At 69.1% G+C, this 21312-nt stretch carries 16 protein-coding genes and 1 pseudogene; 13 read left to right on the forward strand and 4 right to left on the reverse strand.

The annotated features are described in order from the left end of the window. Nucleotides 1–21 precede the first annotated feature (21 nt). Nucleotides 22–1047 (reverse strand): NlpC/P60 family protein, encoded by a 1026-nt coding sequence (locus ACIP4P_RS25020; protein ID WP_400921903.1) that lies wholly within the window; start codon nt 1045–1047, stop codon nt 22–24. A gap of 218 nt (nt 1048–1265) precedes the next feature. On the opposite strand from ACIP4P_RS25020, the gene ACIP4P_RS25025 reads away from it, so the two are divergent. Genes ACIP4P_RS25025 through ACIP4P_RS25060 form a run of 8 tightly spaced genes read left to right on the forward strand, consistent with a single transcriptional unit; the run spans nt 1266 to nt 9498 of the window. Further along, nucleotides 1266–1685: a hypothetical protein gene (locus ACIP4P_RS25025; protein WP_400921905.1), complete on the forward strand. Its 420-nt coding sequence runs from the start codon at nt 1266–1268 to the stop codon at nt 1683–1685. Between the two features lie 3 nt (nt 1686–1688). Beyond that, nucleotides 1689–1958: a hypothetical protein gene (locus ACIP4P_RS25030; RefSeq protein ID WP_400921906.1), complete on the forward strand. Its 270-nt coding sequence runs from the start codon at nt 1689–1691 to the stop codon at nt 1956–1958. Next, on the forward strand, nt 1958–2758 hold the full coding sequence (locus ACIP4P_RS25035) for a hypothetical protein (protein WP_400921909.1): 801 nt from the start codon (nt 1958–1960) through the stop codon (nt 2756–2758). The genes ACIP4P_RS25030 and ACIP4P_RS25035 overlap by 1 nt, the downstream gene beginning before the upstream one ends. Beyond that, a complete protein-coding gene (locus tag ACIP4P_RS25040) occupies nt 2731–4215 on the forward strand; it encodes a hypothetical protein (protein WP_400921911.1) in 1485 nt (494 codons plus the stop codon). The genes ACIP4P_RS25035 and ACIP4P_RS25040 overlap by 28 nt, the downstream gene beginning before the upstream one ends. Next, complete coding sequence (locus tag ACIP4P_RS25045) at nt 4212–5660, forward strand: SCO6880 family protein (protein ID WP_400921913.1); 1449 nt, start codon at nt 4212–4214, stop codon at nt 5658–5660. The genes ACIP4P_RS25040 and ACIP4P_RS25045 overlap by 4 nt, the downstream gene beginning before the upstream one ends. Before the next feature lie 10 nt (nt 5661–5670). Continuing rightward, a complete protein-coding gene (locus ACIP4P_RS25050) occupies nt 5671–7185 on the forward strand; it encodes an ATP-binding protein (protein WP_400921915.1) in 1515 nt (504 codons plus the stop codon). Then, entirely contained in the window at nt 7182–8918 is a 1737-nt protein-coding gene (locus ACIP4P_RS25055) for a type IV secretory system conjugative DNA transfer family protein (RefSeq protein WP_400921917.1), read from the forward strand. The genes ACIP4P_RS25050 and ACIP4P_RS25055 overlap by 4 nt, the downstream gene beginning before the upstream one ends. Further along, nucleotides 8911–9498 carry a DUF4913 domain-containing protein gene (locus tag ACIP4P_RS25060; RefSeq protein WP_400921919.1) on the forward strand — a complete coding sequence of 196 codons (588 nt, stop codon included), beginning with the start codon at nt 8911–8913 and terminating at the stop codon, nt 9496–9498. The genes ACIP4P_RS25055 and ACIP4P_RS25060 overlap by 8 nt, the downstream gene beginning before the upstream one ends. A gap of 9 nt (nt 9499–9507) precedes the next feature. Here the strand turns inward: ACIP4P_RS25060 and ACIP4P_RS25065 are convergent, their stop codons facing one another. Both ACIP4P_RS25065 and ACIP4P_RS25070 read right to left on the reverse strand, forming a co-directional pair. Further along, on the reverse strand, nt 9508–11166 hold the full coding sequence (locus ACIP4P_RS25065; RefSeq protein WP_400921920.1) for a hypothetical protein: 1659 nt from the start codon (nt 11164–11166) through the stop codon (nt 9508–9510). Continuing rightward, complete coding sequence (locus ACIP4P_RS25070) at nt 11163–11555, reverse strand: hypothetical protein (protein ID WP_400921923.1); 393 nt, start codon at nt 11553–11555, stop codon at nt 11163–11165. The genes ACIP4P_RS25065 and ACIP4P_RS25070 overlap by 4 nt, the downstream gene beginning before the upstream one ends. Before the next feature lie 1917 nt (nt 11556–13472). On the opposite strand from ACIP4P_RS25070, the pseudogene ACIP4P_RS25075 reads away from it, so the two are divergent. The 3 genes and pseudogenes from ACIP4P_RS25075 to ACIP4P_RS25085 all read left to right on the forward strand — a co-directional run. Next, nucleotides 13473–13924, forward strand: a pseudogene (locus ACIP4P_RS25075) (exodeoxyribonuclease III); the annotation flags it as partial. A gap of 597 nt (nt 13925–14521) precedes the next feature. Next, a complete protein-coding gene (locus ACIP4P_RS25080; RefSeq protein WP_400921925.1) occupies nt 14522–15889 on the forward strand; it encodes a Shedu anti-phage system protein SduA domain-containing protein in 1368 nt (455 codons plus the stop codon). 323 nt (nt 15890–16212) lie between these two features. Beyond that, nucleotides 16213–17045, forward strand: a protein-coding gene (locus ACIP4P_RS25085; RefSeq protein WP_400921940.1) for an IS5 family transposase whose coding sequence is annotated in 2 segments (ribosomal slippage) — nt 16213–16560 and nt 16563–17045 — 831 coding nt in all. Because the reading frame shifts where the segments join, the coding sequence is not laid out codon by codon here. Here ACIP4P_RS25085 and ACIP4P_RS25090 read toward each other — a convergent pair. Continuing rightward, the gene (locus ACIP4P_RS25090) at nt 17037–17519 is read right to left on the reverse strand and encodes a hypothetical protein (protein WP_400921927.1); all 483 of its coding nucleotides are present in this window, start codon (nt 17517–17519) and stop codon (nt 17037–17039) included. The genes ACIP4P_RS25085 and ACIP4P_RS25090 overlap by 9 nt on opposite strands. 218 nt (nt 17520–17737) lie before the next feature. On the opposite strand from ACIP4P_RS25090, the gene ACIP4P_RS25095 reads away from it, so the two are divergent. Together ACIP4P_RS25095 and ACIP4P_RS25100 are read left to right on the forward strand one after the other, a co-directional pair. Beyond that, nucleotides 17738–18583: a hypothetical protein gene (locus tag ACIP4P_RS25095; protein ID WP_400921929.1), complete on the forward strand. Its 846-nt coding sequence runs from the start codon at nt 17738–17740 to the stop codon at nt 18581–18583. Then, nucleotides 18580–21312, forward strand: a 2733-nt coding sequence (locus ACIP4P_RS25100) for a caspase family protein (RefSeq protein WP_400921931.1), incomplete at its 3' end; no start/stop codon positions are given. The genes ACIP4P_RS25095 and ACIP4P_RS25100, both read left to right, overlap by 4 nt.

The raw sequence follows: 21312 nt of genomic DNA on the forward strand, positions 1-21312 counted from the left end.
AAGCTGCCTCTGCTCAGCCGCTTACGGTCTGGTGGCACCCGCGAAGTCAGCGGCGGGCATGTCGGCGATGGAGGTCTCCTTGACGACATCCCCAGTCTTCGGTGCCGAGATCATCCGCCCGTCGCCCAGGTACAACGCCACGTGGTAGATGTGACCATCGCTATGGCGCCAGAACAGCAGGTCGCCGGTTCGAAGGTCCGCTTGGGCAACGGGGTGGTCGGCGGTGGCCGAGTACTGGTCCGCGGCGGTGCGGGGAAGCTGGCGGATCGGCCAGTAGGCGTATTGAACGAGCGCCGAGCAGTCCCAGCCGACGGTGGCGTCGGCCAGGCACTGGCCGGCACGGAAGCCGCCCTCCCCGTCACAGTGGCCGAGGCTCGGACCGGCCGGGCTGCCGCCGCCATAGCTGTAGGGCACGCCGACCTGGGTGGCGGCCCTCCGCGCAGCGTCCGGACCCGTGCCGCCGCCGGTGATCTCCCACGTCAGGCCCGGCCCACCGAAGCGGCCCAAGTTGCCCATGATGTCCGCCACATAGCGTTGCGTCTCGCCGAACGGCGGCACACCCCGGCTGCCTTCGACTGCGGCCCACCCCGCGTTGTAGCCGGCGAGCGCCAACCGACGGGGATCGTCGGCGATGCCCGATGCCCTCGCCTGCCCGAGCAGGCTGCACATCAGACGCCCCTGCGCCATCACCGCGTCCCCGACCTCGTACGGTGACGCCGAGCCGCTGTGGTCGTCATCGCGTCCCCACGTCGCCCAGGTACCCGGCTTGAACTGCGCCGGCCCCTCGGCACCGGCCGGACTGCGCACGTCGGTACGGAAACCGCTTTCCTCGAAGAGCTGGGCCGCCAGCAAGGCCGGGGTCATCCCCGGATCGTGGCAGCCACTCGCCGCCCGGACCAGCCACGACCGGTAGGCCTCGGGAACGTCGTTGACTGACACGTGATCCGCTTCAGCCGCCCCCGCCGTCGCCAGCAGAGCGAGAGCTGTGCCCACTCCGCCGAGCAGAAGGACGAGGAGCGAGACTCCCGCGGCCAGAGCCTTCTTCACAGATCCCCCTGTGCCGTACACCGATAGGCCCGAACGGGCGGATAAGCGTGCCCTCCGAATGGTCGAGCTTGTTACGCCATGCAGTCGAGCGGCTACGCTATCGTCCGTGATCGAAGGAGGCCGATCTGACAACGCGAACGGTCAGGGAAAGTTGCGACCTGACATCCGATCCGGTGGCACCCGCTCACCCAAACCGCACCACACTGCGGTACGGACTGATGCCGGTGCACGGTTACGACATCGCCTCCGCCGTCGTGCTCCGGATGCTCGACGGAGAGGACGGTCTCGGCCGACGGGCGCGCGGCCTCGGCCCCGGAGAGCCCGTCCCCTACGGCGTCCAGCCTGTTCTCGTCGCCCCGAGCACCGTCTACGGCATCACGATGGTCGAGGCGATCGTCCACGGCTGGCCGACCGGTGTCGTACCGAAGCCCTGGCTCGTGGTGGTCGCTGATGCCCCCGCTCGCCCCGCGCCGGCCGCTCGCTACCGCCTCCGCGCCCTCGGCGGCCGGCTTGCCGGTACCGCGTACCTGCCCTACCTGCCCGTCCTCCGCTCGGTCGAACAGGCGGAGGACGCCCTGGCCGACGCTCTGGTGGCGCGCGCGGCTGCCCGACTGCGTGCCCAGCTCGAAGGGATGTGACAGATGTTCATCGCAGAAGACCTGATTCCTCCCGCCAAACCGACCAAGATCCCGGGGATGGAGGGGATGGTCTCGACCCTGTTCGGCTACGGCTTGTGGCTCCTGGTGCTCGCCGGCGTGTGCGCCACCGGGTACGGCGTCTTCAAGTTGGCCATGTCGGAGAAGAGTCGCCATGGTGGCGGAAGCGAGCCGTTCAAGTGGATGGGGGCCGGGGTCGCCGCGATCCTGTTGTCGGGTTCGTTGATCTCGATCCTCAACGGCATCGTGGGTTGATGGTGCGGACCGATAAGAGGGGAGGCCGTTTCTCCCGTTCCGCGCTGTGGGCGGCCGGCGTGATGCTCACCGCCGTCGTCGGTCTGACCGGCTACACGGCCCTGTCCGGCGACAAGGGGCCGCCCCCGAGCATTCAGCCCGGCACCAACCCGCCTGCGTCGACCACAGCCACACCGGCCCCTGTTCCGGTCTCGACGTACAGCCTCCCGGCCACCTGGACGGAGCCACAGCGCTGGCTCGCGGCTCCCCGTGGTGCCCGCACCACCGGCGGCCGGGAAACCGGCTTCCCGCACAGCACCGAGGGCGCGCTCGGCATGCTGGTCGCATCGTCCGGTTTCGACGTGGAGGGCTCGACGACGCTGGTGGACGAGCAACTCGCCTTCTACACGACCTATACGGCCGCGTCCGACCAGACTCCCGCCCGGGAGCAGCGGATCCGCCAGGGCGCGGCGAAAGCGGACGCCCGCGCCCGCGTGGCGATGGGTCTCCCTGAGTCGGGACCGCTTCCGCCGGGAGCCTGGGTACGTACCCACCTGGTCGGCTTCAAACTCATCCAGGCCCAACCCGACACCGTCTCCGCTCACTTGCTGCTCCGTACCGCCCAGAAGGCCGGCGAGACGACCCCTGAGGCCGTCTCGTACGTAGTGGGCACCATCGGGGCGGTCTGGCGCGAGGGCGACTGGAAACTCGACCCCTCCGGCGGGGCGTCCCCCGGCCCGGGACCGGCGCCGGAGATCGCGGCACCCGGCGACGTCTCCTTCAACGCGCAGGGGTGGACCGCGATCAGGCAGGCCTCGTGAGGAGCCGCCTCGCCGCCCTGCTGCTGGCTCTGATCACACTGTGCGGGACGGTCACGGGCGCCCAGGCAGCGGTCGCCGACGACAAGCCCGGCATCCTCGGATCGATCGCTCAAGGGGCCTGCGACTACGGCGTGGTCGGCGCCTATGACTTCATCACCGACGGCCACCACTGCGAGCACCTCGGCGAGACCCTCGACCAGGCTCTCGACGTCGAGTGGAAGGACGTCTGGAACTCCACGATCGGGGAACTGCTCAAGGCCGGAATCGCCTTCGTCAAGGGCCTCGTGAAGTTCACGCTGACGGTCGCCCTCCAAGGGCCGTCGCTGCGCCTGGAGGACACCGGGCTGTTCGGCGAACACGCGACGCTGGCGGGCATGTTGGTGTGGCTCGGTCTGCTCTTCTCAGCGGCCGGCCTGATCTGGCAGATCGGGCGGATGGCCGTCACCGGCCAGATGCGTCATTTCGGCCAGGCCCTGAGCGGGTGGCTGCAGAACTGCCTGCTGTGCACGGGCGGCGTCACCGGCGTCGTCCTGCTGCTCAGGGCGGGGGACACCTTGACCGACGGACTGGTCGACCGCACCTTCGGCGACGCCGGTGCCGCGACCGGACACATCGTCGACGTCCTGGTCCCCCATGTGGTCAACCCGTTCATCGTGATCTGCGGTCTGCTGGTCCTGGTTCCGGTCGGCTTCGTCCAGCTCGTGCTCATCTTCCTGCGGAACTCGGCCATCCCGGTCCAGTGTCTGCTGCTGCCGATCGCCGGAGCCGGCCGGGTGGGCGGCGATACGACCCGCAAGTGGGCTCCACTGCTGATCAGATCGATCCTCATCGGCATCTCCTACAAGCCGATGGTCGCGGTCATCATCTGTGCCGGCTTCGCCGAGTTCGGCCATGCCGACACGGTGGTCGAATGGTTGCGCGGGCTGACGACACTGCTGCTCGGAGCCCTCGCCCCGGCCGCGTTGGTACGGATCTTCGGCCCGGTCGCCGACGAGGTCGGCACCGCCATGGGCTCGGGCGGAGCGGTGGCCGCCATGTCGGCGGCCGGGGCCTACGCCTCCCGCCGGGGGCGCAGCGGGGCCACGGACTCCGACGAAGCGGGCTCCGACGGTGGGGCCGGGGCGACCAGCGCGGTCGAGCACGCCCGCCGTGTCGAGCAGTCGATGTCCACGAACGGAGGCGACGGGGAGCAATCGGCGGCCGGTAGCGATGCGCTCGGACAGGCGGCCCGCAATCAGGCGGCCCGGATCCCCGCACCCTCGGCAGCGCCCGACGCCGCACCGGGCCCGGCGGGCGTACCCGGCGCGCCCGGTGCGGGCTCTGCGCCGGGCGCAAAAGGTACGGGTACCGGCGCATCGGCTGGAGCGGGTATCGCCATCCAGGTCCTGGACGGGCTGAACAGTGCAGTACAACGCGGCGCAGGTGAGATCGGAAGCGGATCGGAAGGACAGCTGTGAGTGCCCACGAAGTTCCCGACGGACTGATGGTGAGCGGCCTCCGCGCCCGTCGTTCCTTCGGCATGGGGAACCTGTCGAAGGAGGCGACGATCGGGGCCGCGGCGGTCCTGACCACCGACGGCCTTCTCGGCGTCCGCCACCCGGCCAGCCTGCTCGTCACGCTTCCCTTGACCGGTGCCGTCGTGGGTCTGGCCGCCGTCCGACGGCACGGCATGTCCGCACTGGCCTACTACCGGGCCAAGGTGGCCTGGCAGCGCGGGTACCGCGCGGGCGCCACGTCCTACCGACGGGTCCTCCTCCCCCAGCCCTACGCACTCGACCTGCCCGGGGTGGGCGCGAGTTCCTCGCTGATCGCCGCCCACGACCCGACCAGCGGCCGGAAGGTCGGCGTCGTCCACGACCGGTCCACCGGCCGGATGACGGTGTCCACCCTGCTCGCCCCCAGGGGCAGCCTGATGGCCCCCACCGGCGCCGTCCGCTCCGGACTGCGCACCTGGGGCGAGGTCCTGAACACCATGTCGACGACCGAGCAGATCAAGGGCGCTTCGGTCACCATCCAGATCACTCCGGGCGCGGGCGAGGCCCTGGCCGACAACGTCCAGCACCGGCGGCGACCGGACGCCCCTCGACTCGCCCTGGACGTCATCGACGAGCTGGTGCGCACCACGCCGCGCGCAACGGCTCAGGTCGCCTCCTGGCTCAGCGTCACCGTCGATCCGTGCGCCACCACCAACCCCCCGACCGACCTGGCCGAGCAGGTGGGCGAGACCCTTCGGGTGGTCGACACCCTGGACCTGAGCGGCACCGGCACCGACATCGTGCGCCGGACCACCCCGACCGACCTCCGCCGGATCGTCCGCTCCGCCTACGATCCCGCTGTGGCCCTCGCCCGGGACGAGCAGTTCGAAGAGCTGCAATGGGGCGAGTGCGGCCCGATCGCCGCCGACGACTGGGTCGAGTCGTACGCCCACGACGGCGCGGTGTCTGCCAGCTGGGTGCTCCAGGAGATGCCGCGCCGCCCGATCCCCTACAGCGTGCTGCTTCCACTTCTGGCTCCCGGCCGCTTCCGGCGCCGGATCACCCTGGGCTACCGGGTCCTGGACCCGCACGAGGGCGAGGCCCTCTTGGAGCGGGAGATCTCGGCCGCGGAGCACCGCGCCCAGGCCACGGCCGAGGTCAAGGGTCGCGCCAAGTGGAGCCAGAGGGCGGACTACCAGCGTGCGGAGCAGGCCGCGCAGCAAGTGGCCGGCGGAGCCCAGGTCGTCAACTGGACCTTGTGGGTCACCACCACCGCCCGGGTACCCGCCGAACTGCCCGCCGCCCTCCAGGAACTGAAGCTCGCGGTCGCGGGGACCAGGGGGATCCGCATGCGACCGGCGTTCGGCGCCCAGGCGGCCATCTTCGCCGCCGGCCTGCCTATCGGCTACAACCCTCTTGTGAAATAGCGGAGTTGTGATGTCCGGCAAGAACCAACTGCTGACTCCCCGGTGGACTCCCGGCACCGTCTCCGACGGCAGGACCCGGAGGCTGAGGCTCGGCCGCGGGCTCCACGCTCCTCGGCTCGGCTGGGGCGGACCGTTCGGAGGCCGCTCGGCGGTGGAGGACACCGGCACCGTTTACACCGGACCGACCAGCCAGATCTCGCTGATCGACCCGTTCCTCCTGGGCGCGGGCCTGCCGGCGCGCGGGGTTCCGGTCGGACCCGACGTCCTGACCGGTGAACTCGTGTGCGTCGACCCGTCCGGCTGGACCGGAACACTCACCACCAACCCCGGAGTCTGGGTCATGGCGCAGCCAGGCGTCGGCAAGTCTGCTCTGATCAAGCGGATTTGCCTGGTGTACGTCGCCTACGGCCACATGACGTGCGTGCCGGCCGACGTCAAGGGCGAGTACTCCATGATGGTCCGCGAGCTCGGAGGCAGTGTGCTGCGGATCGGAACGGGCACCGAGCGGATCAACCCGTTGGACTCCGGGCCGTTGAAGCACCGCTTGCCTTCCCTGCCCACGGCGGAGCGTGGTGCCCTGCTCGACGTCCTCAACGGCCGTCGACTGGAGACCCTCGGTGCTCTGCTGGCAACGCGGGTGGGGCTCGGACGACAGGCGAACGAGATCGAGCGCTCCGCGCTCACCACCGCCGTACAACTCGCCGCCGACGCCCTCCCGGGCACCGACCCCGTGGTTCCGGACGTGATCGCCGTCCTCCGCCAGGCCCCGGAGCCGCTACGTGCCAAGCTCGCCGCCGAGGGCGACACCTACCTCGACCTGACCCGCTCGATCGTGGCGGGCCTGGACAACCTGGTCGACGGCCCGCTCAAGGGGATGTTCGACGGACCGACCACGTCGCCGATCGACCTCGGCGCACCAGCCGTCTCGGTCGACATCAGCGCTCTCCGGGCGCGAGGCAACGACGTCGTCTCCGCCGGAATGATCGCCAGCTGGGCCTACACCTACTCCTCCATCGACAGCGCCCGCAGCCTCGGCCTGATGCGCCGCAAACTCGTACTGCCCATGGACGAGATGTGGCGGGCCCTGCGCGCCGGCCCGGGCCTGGTCGACGCCATGGACAGCATCAGCCGCCTGAACCGGACCACGGAGGACATCAGCATCTACGCCACGCACTCGACCCTCGACTCCGAGTCCCTGCCCACCGAGGAGGACCGCAGCAAGGCGAGAGGGCTGATGGACCGGTGCGACACCTGGGTGATCGGCGGTTCCACCGGTGAGGAACTCGGCCGCATCTCCGGCAGAAGGGCTCTCACCGAGCAGGAACGCATGATGATCGAGTCCTGGGCCTCGGCGACCAGTACCGGCCTCGACACCTCCGAACAGATCCACCCCGGCCGTGGGAAGTACCTCATCAAGCTGGGCACCCGGCCCGGCATCGCCGCCGCGATGAAGCTCACCGCAACGGAGCGTCGGCTCTTCCACACCGACTCCGGCGGGAACGAGATCGAGGGTGATCGTCCATGATGACCGAGAGCGACCGGATGTGGCTCGCCGGAGGCCTCCTGGTGGGCGGGTCCGTACTGCTGTCCGCGTCCACCTGGACCGGGGCGGCCACCGGCGCCCTGCTCGTCGAGGCCGACGCCCCTCCCCTCAGCCCGTACACCGTCTTCGAGATGACGCGTGACTGGCACTCCGTCTGGTCGCAGTCCCCGACGGCCAGTGGCCTCGGCGCCGCGTTCTTCGACCTGGCCGTCGTCGCCGGCGTCGTCCGGGGCCTGTGGATCGCGTTGCGCTGGTTCCACAACGCCTCCCATCTCGCCACGCTGCACCAGGTACATGACCTCACCCCTGCACGGGCCACCCGCACCGCCACCCGACTGCGTGCTTCCCTGCGGGACGTCAAACCCCGCGATGTCGCTCCGCGCGATCGCGGCGTGCTGCTCGGCGACCATCTCCCGACAGGTGTCGAACTCCGGGGATCCGACGAGGACACCTACCTCGCGCTGATGGCCCCCCGTGCGGGCAAGTCGAGCGCACTGGCGATCCCTGTCGCGGAAGAAGCTCCGGCCGCCTTGTTGGTGACCAGCAACAAGCCCGACGTCTACGCCGCCACCCTCGCCTCCCGCCAGCGGGCGGGCAACGCCTGGGCCTTCGACACCCAGGGCATCGCCCAGGTCGAACGGGCCTGGTGGTGGGACATCATCGCCGAGGCCGAGACTCTCGACCGTGCGGAGCGGCTCGCCTCGCACTTCGTCGCCCAGGTCAAGAGCGACGCCGCCGACCCGTTCTGGGCCCAGGGGGCCAGCGACCTGCTGGTCGGCATGTTCCGCGCCGCCTGGTGGGACGGCGCCACGGTGCGACACGTGCTCCGGTGGCTGGCCGATCCAAAGGAGCGCGCTCCGCTACGGATCCTGTACCAGCACGAGGAGGTGCTCGCCGAACAGGTCGACAGCTCCATCAGCATCGCCGAGGAGACCCAGTCCGGCATCTACCAGAACGCGCGCACCGCCGTCTCCGCACTGCGCGACGAGAAGGTGCTCGCCTGGATGCTTCCAGACAGACGCCGTCCACAGTTCCAACCGGAGGAGTTCGCCCTCGGCCGGGACACCCTCTACCTGCTCAGCAAGAAGGCCGGGGCCGCCTCCGCCGTCGTCGCCGCCCTCGCCGACTCCGTGTTCACCGCAGCCTCCGAGGCAGGAGAGCGCCACGGCGGGCGCCTACCCGAGCCGATGCGAGCCGTCCTCGACGAAGTCGCCAACATCTGTCCCATCGCCGACCTGCCGGATCTCTACAGCCACCTCGGCTCCCGCGGCATCACCCCGTTCAGCATCTTCCAGAGCTTCGCCCAGGGGGTGAGGGCCTGGGGTGAAGCGGGTATGAACGCTCTCTGGGGCGCCAGCACCAAGAAGATCATCGGGGTAGGCCTGGACGACCCCCGCTTCGTCAACGACATCGCCACCCTGGTCGGCAACCACGAGATCATCCGCGGTTCCTACACCAAGAGCCGCGACGGCGGTTCCACCTCCATCAGCGAGCACCGTGAGCAGATCCTCGAACCAGCCCAAATCCGCGCCATGAAACGCGGTACCGCCCTACTGCTGGCCACCGGCATGCCCGTCGCCCAGATCGCCCTGCGGCCCTGGTACGAGGAGCCGGCCATGACTCACCTCGGCCCGGCCATGAAGAGCGAGGAGGCCGCGATCACCAAACGTGCCAACCTCGCCTGGAAGGAGCGGAAGGCACAACGCCGTGGCTGAACCGACGAATTCGGGAGTGCCGACCCTCAATGTCGTCTCGATGGCCGAGGACGTCGAGGACCTCAAGGCCGAACTGGCCGCGCTGCGCATCGAGGTTGACTCACTCGCCCATGACGCCGCAGCACCGACGGCCGCTCACCCGGGCGGAACCGACGAGGATCAACTGCCTCCGGAGACGGAAGACGGGTGGCGCTACCCTCCGTTCATCTTCCTCCTCGAAGGCGAGGAACTGCACGCCGAGCTGCGGTTGCTCGCCGAATGGGTCGAGGGCGTGCTCGTCCCCGGCTGCCTGGGCGAACCCTCCGCGGACTCACGCTGGTGCCATCTCTGGATCGAACACTGGGACGCGGTGGGTGCTTTGCACGCACTGTGGTTGGCCTGGCAGGAACTCACGAATCCCGCGGTCTGCGGCTACACGGGCCCGAGCACGTGGTACCGCGACCACTACCGCCCCTGCATGGCGGAACTGCGCGGACCGGCCGGCCCGTTCGCGGGCTGCACCAAGGGCGAGCACCGGGTCGAGCACCGGCTTCCCGGCCGCGTACCCAGCGCCTGGTCCGCAGCAGAGGACGGCCTCTGACCGGCGCCCTCACGGGGTCCTTCTGCGTGGGTGGAGCGCGGCCACCTCACGGGACAGCTCGGACGCCCTGTGTGCCGGCATCCGTGCCGGTTCCGGCGGGCGAGCCCTCGTCGTCGTGCTTCGGGCACGAGCCGCAGCGGCGTTCACCCGCTGGGTGTCGTGGGCAGGGTCGCCGGTGAAGCCGAGTGTGTTCCGGCGGTCGACGTCGAGCACCGCCCGGGCGATCGGGTGGCCGGCCACCTCAGCCGCTCGGGCGGTCGCGGTCTGCGCCGCCGCGCACGCCTGGCGGGCACTGTTGTAGGCATCCGTGACGTGACGGATCTGCTCGGCCGACGCCGGGTACCACCTGGTCCAGCCGTCCTTGATCTGGTCGGAAGGCGCGCCGCCTCTCGGGTTGTGGACGAGGTCGGAACTGAGCAGTGCTCCCCGCTCGACCAGCACCGCGGCGATCCGGGGGACGTGTTCGGCGAGGATCTGACCGGCAGCAGGCACGGCGTGGGCGGCGTCGAGCAGCCGCGCCGCATCGCCCGGCGCCGTGATGATCTCCTGTGCGGCCCTCGCGCTGCGCCGCCCGCCGTCGCGTCGGGTCCAGCCGGGTGAGAAGAGGGTGCGGCCGAGCCGGACCACGGCGAACTCGGCCTCACGGACGAACCTGGGGTTCGAGGTCGCGGGCGCGCTGCCGAGTCCCGGCTTCCAGCTCACCGCGGCCTGCTGCCAGGCCTGCGCCGCGTCCCGCAGCGCCCCGCTCGCCTGGCCGAGGACGTCACGGGCGACCGGGTCGGGGGTCAGCAACTCACGGGTGTGCTCGACCAGGCGGGCCGTGAGCAGATGAGCGACCGCGAAGTGGTCGGCGGCGATCGACAGCTCTGCGACTGTGGCCTCCGGAAGGCGCTGGGACGCCTGCTGCGCCGCGTGGGCGGCCAACCATTCCAGACCCGCACAGGTGGCCCGGAACGCTTCGTCCTGAGGCTCGCCCGGTCTGATCGGGGACGGCGGAGCCGAGGCCGCGGCAGGCAGGTGAACGAGACCAGGTGCCGGCATGGACAGGCGGGGCGAGTGGAGCTGGCGGTGGATGCCGATCGCCGCCTGTTCGATCAGCACCGCGCGCTCCCTGATCCGGTGGGCCACGGCATGGCTACGGACCACCCGACGGTCGGGCGGACACAGCTGACCGTCGCGCACCGCCACGCGCCCGGCGACGCTGGCGAGTTCGGCCGTCTCCGCGACGACGTGGCGAGCGGCCCCGGCGCTGTCCAGGTACGCCGCGTAGGGGCTTCGGGGTTCGCCGTTCGGACCGTGGTGGCTGGCCAGCAGGTCGCCGGCGAGACGCAGGAAGCGCACGGACTCGGCCAGGTGCGACGCCGCCGGATCGGGCTCGGGCCAGGCGCAGAAGGCTTCGTCCCGCAGCAACCGCCCGAGGATCTCGACGTTGCTGTGCAAGCGGCCGACGTCGCTCTCGGACATGTCGAGCAGGTCGGGGGCTTGCGGACCGAACCGACCGGAGTAGCGGTGGAGCACCTGGAACACGTCCGCCAACGCCCCACTGCGAGCAGCGTGTTGGCCCGGGGTGCTGCGGCTCTCCTCGTCGGCGAGAGCCAGGGCCGCCAAGGCGTAGTCCATCCTGGAGGCCGCCAGGGTGATGAAGTCGCCCCAGGTCACGTCCATCATCCGGCCGTCTCCTGCTCGACGGGCAGGGCGTTGCGCAGCGCGGTGGCGGCGTCCCGAATGTGCAGGGCGGCCACGTGGCGGTCCCGCAGCTGCCGGACATCGGGTGAGCTCTGGGCGAGTTCGTCGAGCCTGTCGGCGAGGGAAGCCAGAAGATCGACCAGGTCGTAGCCGGCTTCACGTCCGGCGCCCTCGGCGACGCCGTCGGGCAAGGGCAGGTACAGGGTGGCTTCGGTGGCATGGGAAGCAGCGGCGAGGGCGGCCAGTTGGTCGTACCGGTCGTCCCGGACGGCCAGGTCGGCGAGAGCGTGCGCAGCAGCAGTGGTAGCTCTCAGAACAACAGCGGCCGTCTGCTCGACGTCGTCCAGCGCACCGGAATTCGGCTTCGTCATCAGATCCTCCAGTTAGGGCGTGGTGCTGCGACAGGCAACCACGGCCGGCAGCGGCTTGGGACGGCAGATCAGGGCGTTGTGGATGAACCGGGGTCTTGAGCGGGGCGATTCACCGGATGAGGTGAACCCGCCCGAATCGCACCCGACTTGCTTCATCTCTGGCTCGGATTGCGTCCCTGCTGGGCCGAGGATTTACCGCGCCGGAGGTGCAGAGGTTGCTCGCCCGCAGCGGGAGTCGACCACTGTGGGAGCCCACGAGGCGACCTGGCTTTGGCTGCAGCGGCCGAGACGCTCCGGCTCTGTGTGGCCGTCGAGTTGGGTCGTTCCAGCGCCTCGCCCATCCTCCGCAGCCCAGGAACGTCGACGGTGACGGACCGCGGCACCGCCACAGGGGTGGATCGGAGCGCCGCGCCCGACGAGAGCAGGGCCTCGGCTGTGGGGAGGCTGCCCCCGTGTTGGACCGATGCGCTGTAGACGCTCGCCGCCTCGCCGAGGGCGAGCAGGGCCTCGGCAGTAGGTAGCGGCCCCTGCTGCCGTCGTAGCGAGTCCGCTCCTTGGTGTGCCAGTTGGGCGATCCGCTCGCACGCGTGGATCGATGCAACACGCAGGAACTCGGAAACACGGTAGTCACCGAGAAATCGCTGGGCAAGCGTTCCCGCCTTCGTAACGAGAGTCCGCCACAGCCGACCAACTGCTTCTCGCACTACCCGAATGTGCCGCCACTCCTCCAGACCACGAAGAGTCGGGTGCCGACGGTCGGCGTCGCGGAGCACCGCATTGACGGCCTTCGCGTTCTGCATTGCGGTGGAAGCTGCTGTCCCCTCCCCCGCGGCAAGCACGCCCGTACGCGCAGCACCAGGCCGCCAACGAACTTGCAAAGCCTGGACATCAGCTTCCAGAGCTGCCCACAGATCGTCGGCCGAGCTGTGCCCGTCGGGCACGATCTCCTTCCAAGCATCCACTACTTCCCGGAGCCGCGCCCTGAGCTCGGGCAACCCGACCCCGTCCGTCGCCGACGGGTGTCGCGCGGGCTCACCGATCCTCGGTTCCTCCCACAGGGGCAACTCGTCCTTCTGCCACGTCGGACCATCCACAGTCGGGGCTTCGTCCGTTCCTGAGTTCGGCGTTGCGCGCGCCATCCGGCTATCAGCCCCGCCATCCACCCAGTTCCCTACAAGACGCGCCGCAGCAGCATCCTCCTCGGCAAGTCGCTCCCAAATTCTCTGATCATTCTCCGGCGGAACGCCAAGGACAAACTCCTCCCGCTCCACGGACTGAGGTGCACTCACTCACCGTCTCCTATAGGACAAAACGCATACATACTCATCCACCCTGGAAAGGGGGAGACGCTGTCAGCAAGTACCTCTCTTCTCACAATGGTGCCCTCGGTGTCGCACGTCGCCGACCTGCCATGCCGATCGACGCGTCGCCAGAAGTCTGACCCCTCCCCCATCCGGTCCGCCCGTGATGATGGTCAGAAACCCGTTGCCCGTGATCGGCACCGGTGAGTGTTGCCACCCAGCACGTCCAGGCAGCGGACCTGCGGAATAGTTGAGCCCGAGCACACCGTCGAGGACATGATGAACTGCACGACTTGGTGTCACCGACCGATCCATGCAGAGGAGTCCCGCCGTTCAATGAGCCTCGGAGCAACCAAGCACCGACCGCGGCGACCTTGTCGCCATCCGCCACCAGCTGAGCGTCCGTCCCGGCTACCCCCGCCACCTGGAACGTCGGTGACATCCCCCGACCAAACTTCGCATCGAGCCAGGAGGCGAGCCTAGGAGATAGAGGGTCAGTACTGTCGCCCTTCATCAAAGTGATGCCCTCGGGATGGCGGTGGCTGGTCGTAGACCGCCATGCCAGCATGCCCGGTCACGGATGACGCCCGTTCGAACAGCGAAGTCATCCCAATGCCTCAACATCCCCTCCGGCGAGGTCGGCACCGAGCGCCAGGGGGAGAAGGAACGCTTCATGGCGGAGTTCCTGGTCCACCTCACCGCCCTGCGGGCCCGCGCCGCCGCCGACGGCCGCGAGGTCGTGGTCTGCGGCGACTGGAACATCGCCCACCGGCCCGAGGACCTCAAGAACTGGAAGGCCAACCAGAAGTCCGCCGGCTTCCTCCCCGAGGAACGCGCCTGGCTCTCCCGCGTCTACGACGAGGCCGGCTACGTCGACGTCGTCCGCGCCCTCCACCCCGACCGCACCGGCCCCTACTCCTAGTGGTCCTACCGCGGCCGCGCCTTCGACAACGACTCCTGCTGGAGAGTAGACGTAATTGTTTCTACAAAACCCTGGCCGACATAGCCGTCGAGGCCTACGTCGAACGCACCGCCAGCCACGCCGAGCGCTGGAGCGACCACGCCCCGTCACCGTGGTGTTCGACATGGACAACTGATGTACGCCCTCTGATTCCCAATGCACGAGTTCGAGCTCTACTACGAGCTCTAGATCGGCCCCCAAGGGCCCTCTGGCCAGGAGGCCCTTTTAGGGCCTCTGACCTGCGAAAACACCTCTCATGAGCTCTCGCTGCTACTCGCCTCTCCTAGCCCTCATGTGAAATGAGTGTGAAATGGCGACGCCGAAAGCTGACGGCCAATCAGCCGCATCGGGGGCCGCCGCACTCGCAACCGAGTGTGACGGCCCCCGATTCTGCGCTCTGGATGTCCAGACAACTGCTCGGGCCCACCTGAACCACACGGGGCCTCTCCAGTGGGGCATTGGACACTCTCGTCCACACCGCAGGGGCTCGGCCTCCGCGCCCCTGCGGAGATCACCCTTCAGTTGAGCTCCCGGCATGCCGAGCGGTAGTGCTCGCCGCCTTTCCCGGCACTCATCGAGCCGCCCGTCAGCACAGGCCATCCACGGCCGGCCGTGCGGCGATACCCCTGACCGGCTCCGGCCGCTCGCTGTCCGACCAGCGGGATAGCCTTCCAGCAGCCTTCGGAAAACACAGGAGCGACTTCATGCCGGACTCGGTCGTCAGTGCCCTAAAGGACTTCTGGCAAGCCAGGCGCTCGGAAGGGGGCCCAGATGCCCCCATGAGACCGCGGCATACACTCCGGCAGATAGCGCAGTGCATCTGCGCCGATCTTGAGGCTCGCGGAGTTCCACCAGAATGGATCGAAAGTGATCCGAAGCGTGGCCTTCCCGGGCTCTACGGGGGCACCGTCGGCGGCTGGGATATCATCATTTCTCGCGATGGATTCCCGCTCGCAGCCACATATGTCATATCGGCCGGGGGGCCATCCTTCGGAAATAATTTCAGGAACCGAATCCTCGAAATCACCGAACAGGCTCTGGACGTGAGGCGCCAGTACGATAATTCTGGACTAAAGGATCTTCAGCCGCATCTCAGCCTACTCTTCGTTCTTGAGGACCGCCCGGAGTCAAGAACGCCAGTGAGGGCCAGGTCGGCAGTTACCGGATTTCCATCAAAGATGGATGGAATATCTTACCGGGACCGCTTTGCCGATTTCTTCGCGCAACTGCTGAAGGATGGTGTCTATGACAGAATTTGTTACGTCACTTCCACCTCCGATGGCGACTCCGTTCTGGAAGAACCTTGCTGGGATATGGGAATCGAGGATTTCCTTTCAGGTATTGCCAGCAGAGTCTCTTCGCTGAGCTACGCACAGGACCAGGGCGGGATGCCCTCTACCTCCCTTGGCGAGGCTCTCTCGCGCAGAGACGACATTGCCGATGTCATGACCGGCGTCACCTCAACACCGACAGGACTAGCAGCGGCCGAGATGGCTGTAGTGCGTCGACGACGCGCATTGGTTGTCGAGCTTCGCGATCTCGCCCTCCAGCCGGACGCCAATGAAACCGTCATGCACAAGGCAATGGCAGGCCACTACTGGCTATTCGGGGGCCAATATACCGGAGTGGCTGCCAGACGCGATCTGATGAATCTGGACGAGCATGACTTTCCCCTGGTCTGCTCGGATGGAAGCTTGCACATCATTGAACTCAAGGGCCCCGAAGCTCCTCTAATTCGGCGCGCGAGGGAAAATCATCTAATCGTGACAAGTGCCGTTCATGAAGCGGTCAGCCAGTGCATGAACTACCTTCGCACAATCGATGAGATGGGGGCCGCTCTTAGAACTCTTCACAATAATGAGCTTGGCCTCAACTACGACTACCGACGTGCGCGCGGGACGGTCGTAATCGGCTTCCAGGATAGAGCGGTAACAGATCGTGCAACTAGGGAGCAGATCGACCAAACGATTCGCTCATACAACTCGCACCTCAGCCGGATTCAAGTACTAACGTACGCCGATCTGCTCGACGCGGCCGAGCGCGCTCTGAGATTCGAGGAAACGTCTCGGTAGCCCCGCTGTGGCGGTGTCCAGCCGCAGCCGACAACCCGCTGAGCAGCACCCGCGGTGGCCGCTCAGCGAAGACGTAGTCCCTGCTGAACCTGCTGCGGGCGCGGTTGCAGCGGCTGCCGCTGTTCCACTGGGGCTTGGACCTGGTGCTGGTCGGTCGGCTCGACGCGGCGATTCGGCGCAGGCCGGGCAGTGGAGTAGCGGGCTGTCCGGCGCGCTGCTGGAGCTGGGCGCGATGAACCTGGCGATTGGCGAGGGGCAGTCGGCGGTATTACTTGCGCTCCTTAGACGCCGTTTCTTTTGGTGCCAGGGGTCGTTGAGTGGTCGTGGAGAGCCTTGTTGACCGTCTGGTCCCGGACGAGTTGTGGGAGTTGTTTCGACGCGTGGTGCCGCCGACGGTCGTTCAGCGTCCACAGGGTGGCGGTCGGCGGCGGGCCGGTGACCGTGAAGTGCTGGCCGCGATCTTCTTCGTGGCGACCTCAGGCTGCAGCTGGCGTCAGCTCCCGCCGGTCTTCGGGGCCTGCTGGCAGACGGTGTACCGGCGTTTCGCGAAGTGGAGCCGGGACCGGGTCTGGGCCCGGATGTACCGGACTGTTCTGGACGAGCTCGGTGCCCACGGCGAGCTGGACTGGTCGCGGTGCGCCATCGACTCGGTAAGTATCCGCGCCCTCAAAGGGGGCCACTGACCGGACCGAATCCGACCGACCGCGGCAAGAAGGGGTCGAAGATCCACCTGATCTGCGACCGCAACGGGCTGCCGATCTCGCTCGCCATCTCCGGAGCGAACTTGCATGACAGCCAGGCCCTGGAGCCCTTGGTGCTCGGCATTCCTCCCATCCGCTCCCGCCAAGGACCACGTCGGCGCCGACCGGCCAAGCTCCACGGAGACAAGGGCTACGACTATGACCACCTGCGGCGATGGCTGCGGTCGCGCGGCCTCGTCCCGCGCATCGCCCGCCGTGGAATCGAGTCCTCCCAGCGTCTGGGCCGCCACCGCTGGGTCATCGAACGTACGATGTCCTGGCTCGCCGGTTGCCGCCGTCTGCACCGGCGCTACGAGCGCAAGGCCGAGCATTTCCTCGCCTTCGCCGGCATCGCCGCGCTCCTGATCTGCTATCGCCGCCTGGGCCGCATCGTCAGGCGGGGCCGGTCAGTGTGAGACCGGTCCGACGTCGTAAACCCACACGGGACAAGGCGCGGCCTCCACCTCGGGAGCGGTCTGCTCTGACTGGCCGTCCTCGTCTTCAAGGTCTGACCAGGCAACCATGCCCGGCTCCCGGTCACTCAGGAAGCCCTCGACGACAGCACCGAGATCGTCGGTAGTCACGTAGGCGGCGCCGAACGGCAGCTCGTCCGCGGCCACCGATCCGGTTGAGCACCGGAGCTGCCCAGCCTGCCCGTCGTGCCACACGTAGAACGTCGCCACACCGGTGAAGCCCATCTCGCGGATGCGGAGCCGAATGCTTTCGGCGGTTCGCTCAAAGGCGGCGACCACCTCCGACACGGACAAGGCTCGCCTGTCCTCATCCTCCGCCCCCAGCCACCAGGTGTTCGTCTCCCACTCCACCCGCCGATCAGCCGGCTCCAGCACCAGCGGCTCGTCCGCTACCTCAGCGATCCATGTCAACAGCACCCCAGAAGTATCCCGGCACACCTCGGACACCAGGAACCACCAAAAGAAACGACGTCTTAGGCGGGCTGTCGGCCTATCAGGTGAGCTGGGGCAACCGGTCTCCGGATTCACCAGACGTACGGGGTGCGAACTGGTAGGTGTGTGAGGTCTTTCGCCGGTTAGGTGCTTTCGCCTGTCGTGGGGGTGGGTTCGTGGCTCGGGTGGTGTGTGTACACGGGATGGGGAAGCAGGTACAGGGTGAGGACCGATTGCGGTCCGTGTGGTGGCCGGCGCTGAGTGACGGACTGCGCCGGGCCGAGGTCGAGGGTCTGTTGTCGGAGTCGGATGTGGCGATGGGGTTCTACGGGGACCTGTTCCGTCCGGCCGGGCAGCTGCTCGCGGCGGGCGATCCGCCCTACAGAGCCGGGGACGTCGAGGCGGGCTTCGAGCAGGAGCTCCTGGCAGCCTGGTGGCAGGCAGCGTCCGAGACGGACCCCGCTGTGGTGGCGCCGGACGCCGAGGGAACCATGGTGGCGACCCCGCGGTCGGTGCAGGCCGCGCTGCGGGCCCTGTCCGGCTCGAAGTTCTTCGCGAACCTGGCGTTGCGGGCAGTGGTCGCAGACCTGAAGCAGGTGCGCGCGTACCTGACGGACCAGCAGGTTCGCGAGCGGGCCCGGGAGCGGGTGATGGCGCGGATCGGCCCGGACACGCGGGTGGTGGTGGCGCACTCGCTGGGCTCGGTGGTGGCCTACGAGGCGTTGTGCGCGTTGCCCGGGCACGGAGTGCGGGCGCTGGTGACGGTCGGCTCGCCGCTGGGGATCCGCAACCTGGTCTTCGACCGCCTCCAGCCCGGCCCCGCCCCGGCGGGCAAGCAGGCCGTTGGGGTGTGGCCGGGCGGCGACGAATTGGTGTGGACGAACCTGGCCGCGACCGGGGACGTTGTGGCGCTGGTGAAGGACCTGCGCCCGCTGTTCGGCGAGCGGCTGCGTTCGGGACTGCTGTCCAACGGCGTGCACGCGCACGACGCGACCTCCTACCTGACCGACGCGCTGTGCGGGAAGGCGATCGCCGAGGGCCTGGCGTGAGCGGTCCGCGGGACGGTGCGGGTGACGGGGGGCCGCGGCGATACCTGATCGCCGCAGCGGTGGCCGGCTACCCGAAGAACCGGGAGTGGGACCGGCCCGAACTGGCGGAGGCCCGTGAGCGGGTGGTCGAGCTGTTCACCACGACGCTCGGCTACCGGCTCCACGACCCGCTGCCGCTCAGCCCGACCAAGCAGCAGCTGACCGATGCCCTGCGCGCGTTCTGCGCCTCCCCGGAGCGCCGGGAGGACGACCTGCTGGTGCTCTACCTGTCCTGCCACGGCGCGGTCCTCGGCGACGGCGAGGAGCATGTCCTGCTCACCGCGGACACCGACCCCGAGGACCTTGCCTACACCGCGCTGCCCACGGCGGAGCTGACCCGGGTGCTGCTGCGCGACGCCCGGATCCGGCGGGTGCTGCTGATGCTGGACGCCTGCTACGTGGGCCAGGGCGGCAACGAGATGGCCGCCGCCGCGCTGGAGCGGATGGGCACGCCATGGGGCCACACAACCGGGTCGGGGCTGGTGGTGGTCTCCTCCGCACAGCCGCACCAGCCGGCCCTGGCCGGCGCATTTCCGCGGCTGCTGCACGACGCGGTCACCGGCCTGCAGGTGGCCGGACACGGCCCGCAGGCGCTGTCGGTGAACGCGCTCGTCCAGCACATGAACGACTCCACGGACCGCCCCGGGTATCAGCGCATCGGCCTGACCATGGTCGGGCTGGACGGCGAGGCGCCGCCGTTCTTCCCCAACCCCCGCCACGACCCGGGCCTGACCGAGGTCGACCTCGCCCTGCAACGGGCCGCCGCCTTCGACGAACAGGACCGGCGCCGGGAGACGGAACTCGTCTCCCGGCTGCTGGTACGCGCCATGGGCTACCACCGAACCGCCGATGGGGACGTAGACCCCGCGTGGTGGTTCAGCGGACGCCACACCGCCCTCCGCGACCTGGCCGCCTGGCTCGACCAGCGCGACGCGGCGTGCCGGGTCGTCACCGCGGACCCTGGCTCCGGGAAAACCGCCATCCTCGGACTCATCGCGGCCCTCTCCCACCCCGAACGCCACCGCACCGTTCCCACCCACACCCTCGGCCTGCCCGCCGACCTGATCCAACCCGGCGCCCTCGACGCCGCCGTCTACGCCCAGCGCCTGAGCGACGCCGACGTCCTGGCCGCGCTGAACGCCGCCGCCCGCACCCGCGCCACCACCGTCGGCGAACTCCTCGAAGCCCTCACCCACCGCCCCCGGCCGCTGACCGTCCTCATCGACGCCCTCGACGAAGCCGCCACCCCCGACACCCTCACCGCCAGCCTCATGCGCCCTCTCATCGAACACTCCCAGGGCCGCATCCGCCTGCTGCTGGGAACCCGCCCCTACCTCCTGCCCCGCCTCGGCACCACCCCCGAACAGGAAATCAACCTCGACGACGACCGCTACGCCGACCCCCAGGCCATCACCGCCTACGCCGTCCGCTCCCTCCTGCAAGCCCACCGCCACTCCCCCTACCGCCGCCGCCCCTCTATGCTCCGGCCCGTGGCCGAGGCCGTCGCCGAAGCGGCCGGCCGCTCCTTCCTCGTCGCCCGCATCACTGCCGCCACCCTCGCCGCCACCCCCACCATTCCCGACCCCACCAACCCCGCGTGGCGCACCACCCTGCCCCGCCACGCCGGCGACGCCATGCACCGCGACCTCCACCGACGCCTCGGCCCAGACGCCCAGCGCGCCATCGACCTACTGCGCCCCCTCGCCTACGCCCAAGGCCAGGGCCTGCCCTGGGAGGACATCTGGGCACCCCTCGCCTCCGAGACCTCCAGCCGCGCCTACACCGACGACGACATCCTGTGGCTGCGTGAACATGCGGGCTCCTACTTCGTGGAGGCCACCGAGAACGGCCGCTCCGCCTACCGGCTCTACCACGAGGCGATGGCCGAGTACCTGCGCCAGGACACCAAGCACGAAAGCGTCCACGCCGCCTACATGTGCGTCCTGACCGACCGGGTCCCGTACCGGGCCAACGCCACCCGCGACTGGTCCCGCGCCCACCCCTACGCTCTCGCCCACCTCGCCCACCACGCCGCCCAGGCCGGCCTCCTCGACCAGCTCCTCAGCGACACCGAGTACCTCGTCCACGCCGAACCCCGCGGCCTCACCCCCCGCCTCCACCACGCCGACGGCCCGGAGGCTCGCTTGAACGCCGCCGTCTACCGCACTGGCCTCCACGTCCACCACGAAGCCGTCCCGTCTGTCCGACGGCAGGTCCTCGCCCTGGACGCCGCCCGCGCCGGCGCCACCGACCTCCACCACGACCTCACCCGCCGGATCCCGCCCGGTACCTGGACACCCCGCTGGGCCACCGGCAGCACCTTCAACCCTGCCCTCCGCGACACCGTCACCGGCCATACCAGCAGTGTGACCGCGGTGGCGTGCACGGTGCTCGACGGCCGCACCATCACCGTCACTGGCAGCAAGGACAACACGGCGCGGGTGTGGGACCTGGCCACCGGCCAACCCCTCGGCGAACCCCTCACCGGCCACACCGACACCGTGACTGCGGTGGCGTGCACCGAACTCAACGGCCGCACCGTCGCCATCACTAGCAGCGAAGACAACACGGCGCGGGTGTGGGACCTGGCCACCCGCCAACCCCTCGGCGAACCCCTCACCGGCCACACCGACACCGTGACTGCGGTGGCGTGCACCGAACTCAACGGCCGCACCGTCGCCATCACTAGC

This window comes from Kitasatospora sp. NPDC089509, from assembly GCF_044749365.1.
In the GTDB taxonomy this organism is placed as follows: domain Bacteria; phylum Actinomycetota; class Actinomycetes; order Streptomycetales; family Streptomycetaceae; genus Kitasatospora.

Coding starts and splice junctions, on each gene's coding strand:
- ACIP4P_RS25065 (WP_400921920.1), bottom strand. CDS start 11,166: ATGATGGACGTGACCTGGGGCGACTTCATCACCCTGGCGGCCTCCAGG.
- ACIP4P_RS25025 (WP_400921905.1), top strand. CDS start 1,266: ATGCCGGTGCACGGTTACGACATCGCCTCCGCCGTCGTGCTCCGGATG.
- ACIP4P_RS25095 (WP_400921929.1), top strand. CDS start 17,738: ATGGGGAAGCAGGTACAGGGTGAGGACCGATTGCGGTCCGTGTGGTGG.
- ACIP4P_RS25030 (WP_400921906.1), top strand. CDS start 1,689: ATGTTCATCGCAGAAGACCTGATTCCTCCCGCCAAACCGACCAAGATC.
- ACIP4P_RS25035 (WP_400921909.1), top strand. CDS start 1,958: ATGGTGCGGACCGATAAGAGGGGAGGCCGTTTCTCCCGTTCCGCGCTG.
- ACIP4P_RS25080 (WP_400921925.1), top strand. CDS start 14,522: ATGCCGGACTCGGTCGTCAGTGCCCTAAAGGACTTCTGGCAAGCCAGG.
- ACIP4P_RS25055 (WP_400921917.1), top strand. CDS start 7,182: ATGATGACCGAGAGCGACCGGATGTGGCTCGCCGGAGGCCTCCTGGTG.
- ACIP4P_RS25070 (WP_400921923.1), bottom strand. CDS start 11,555: ATGACGAAGCCGAATTCCGGTGCGCTGGACGACGTCGAGCAGACGGCC.
- ACIP4P_RS25050 (WP_400921915.1), top strand. CDS start 5,671: ATGTCCGGCAAGAACCAACTGCTGACTCCCCGGTGGACTCCCGGCACC.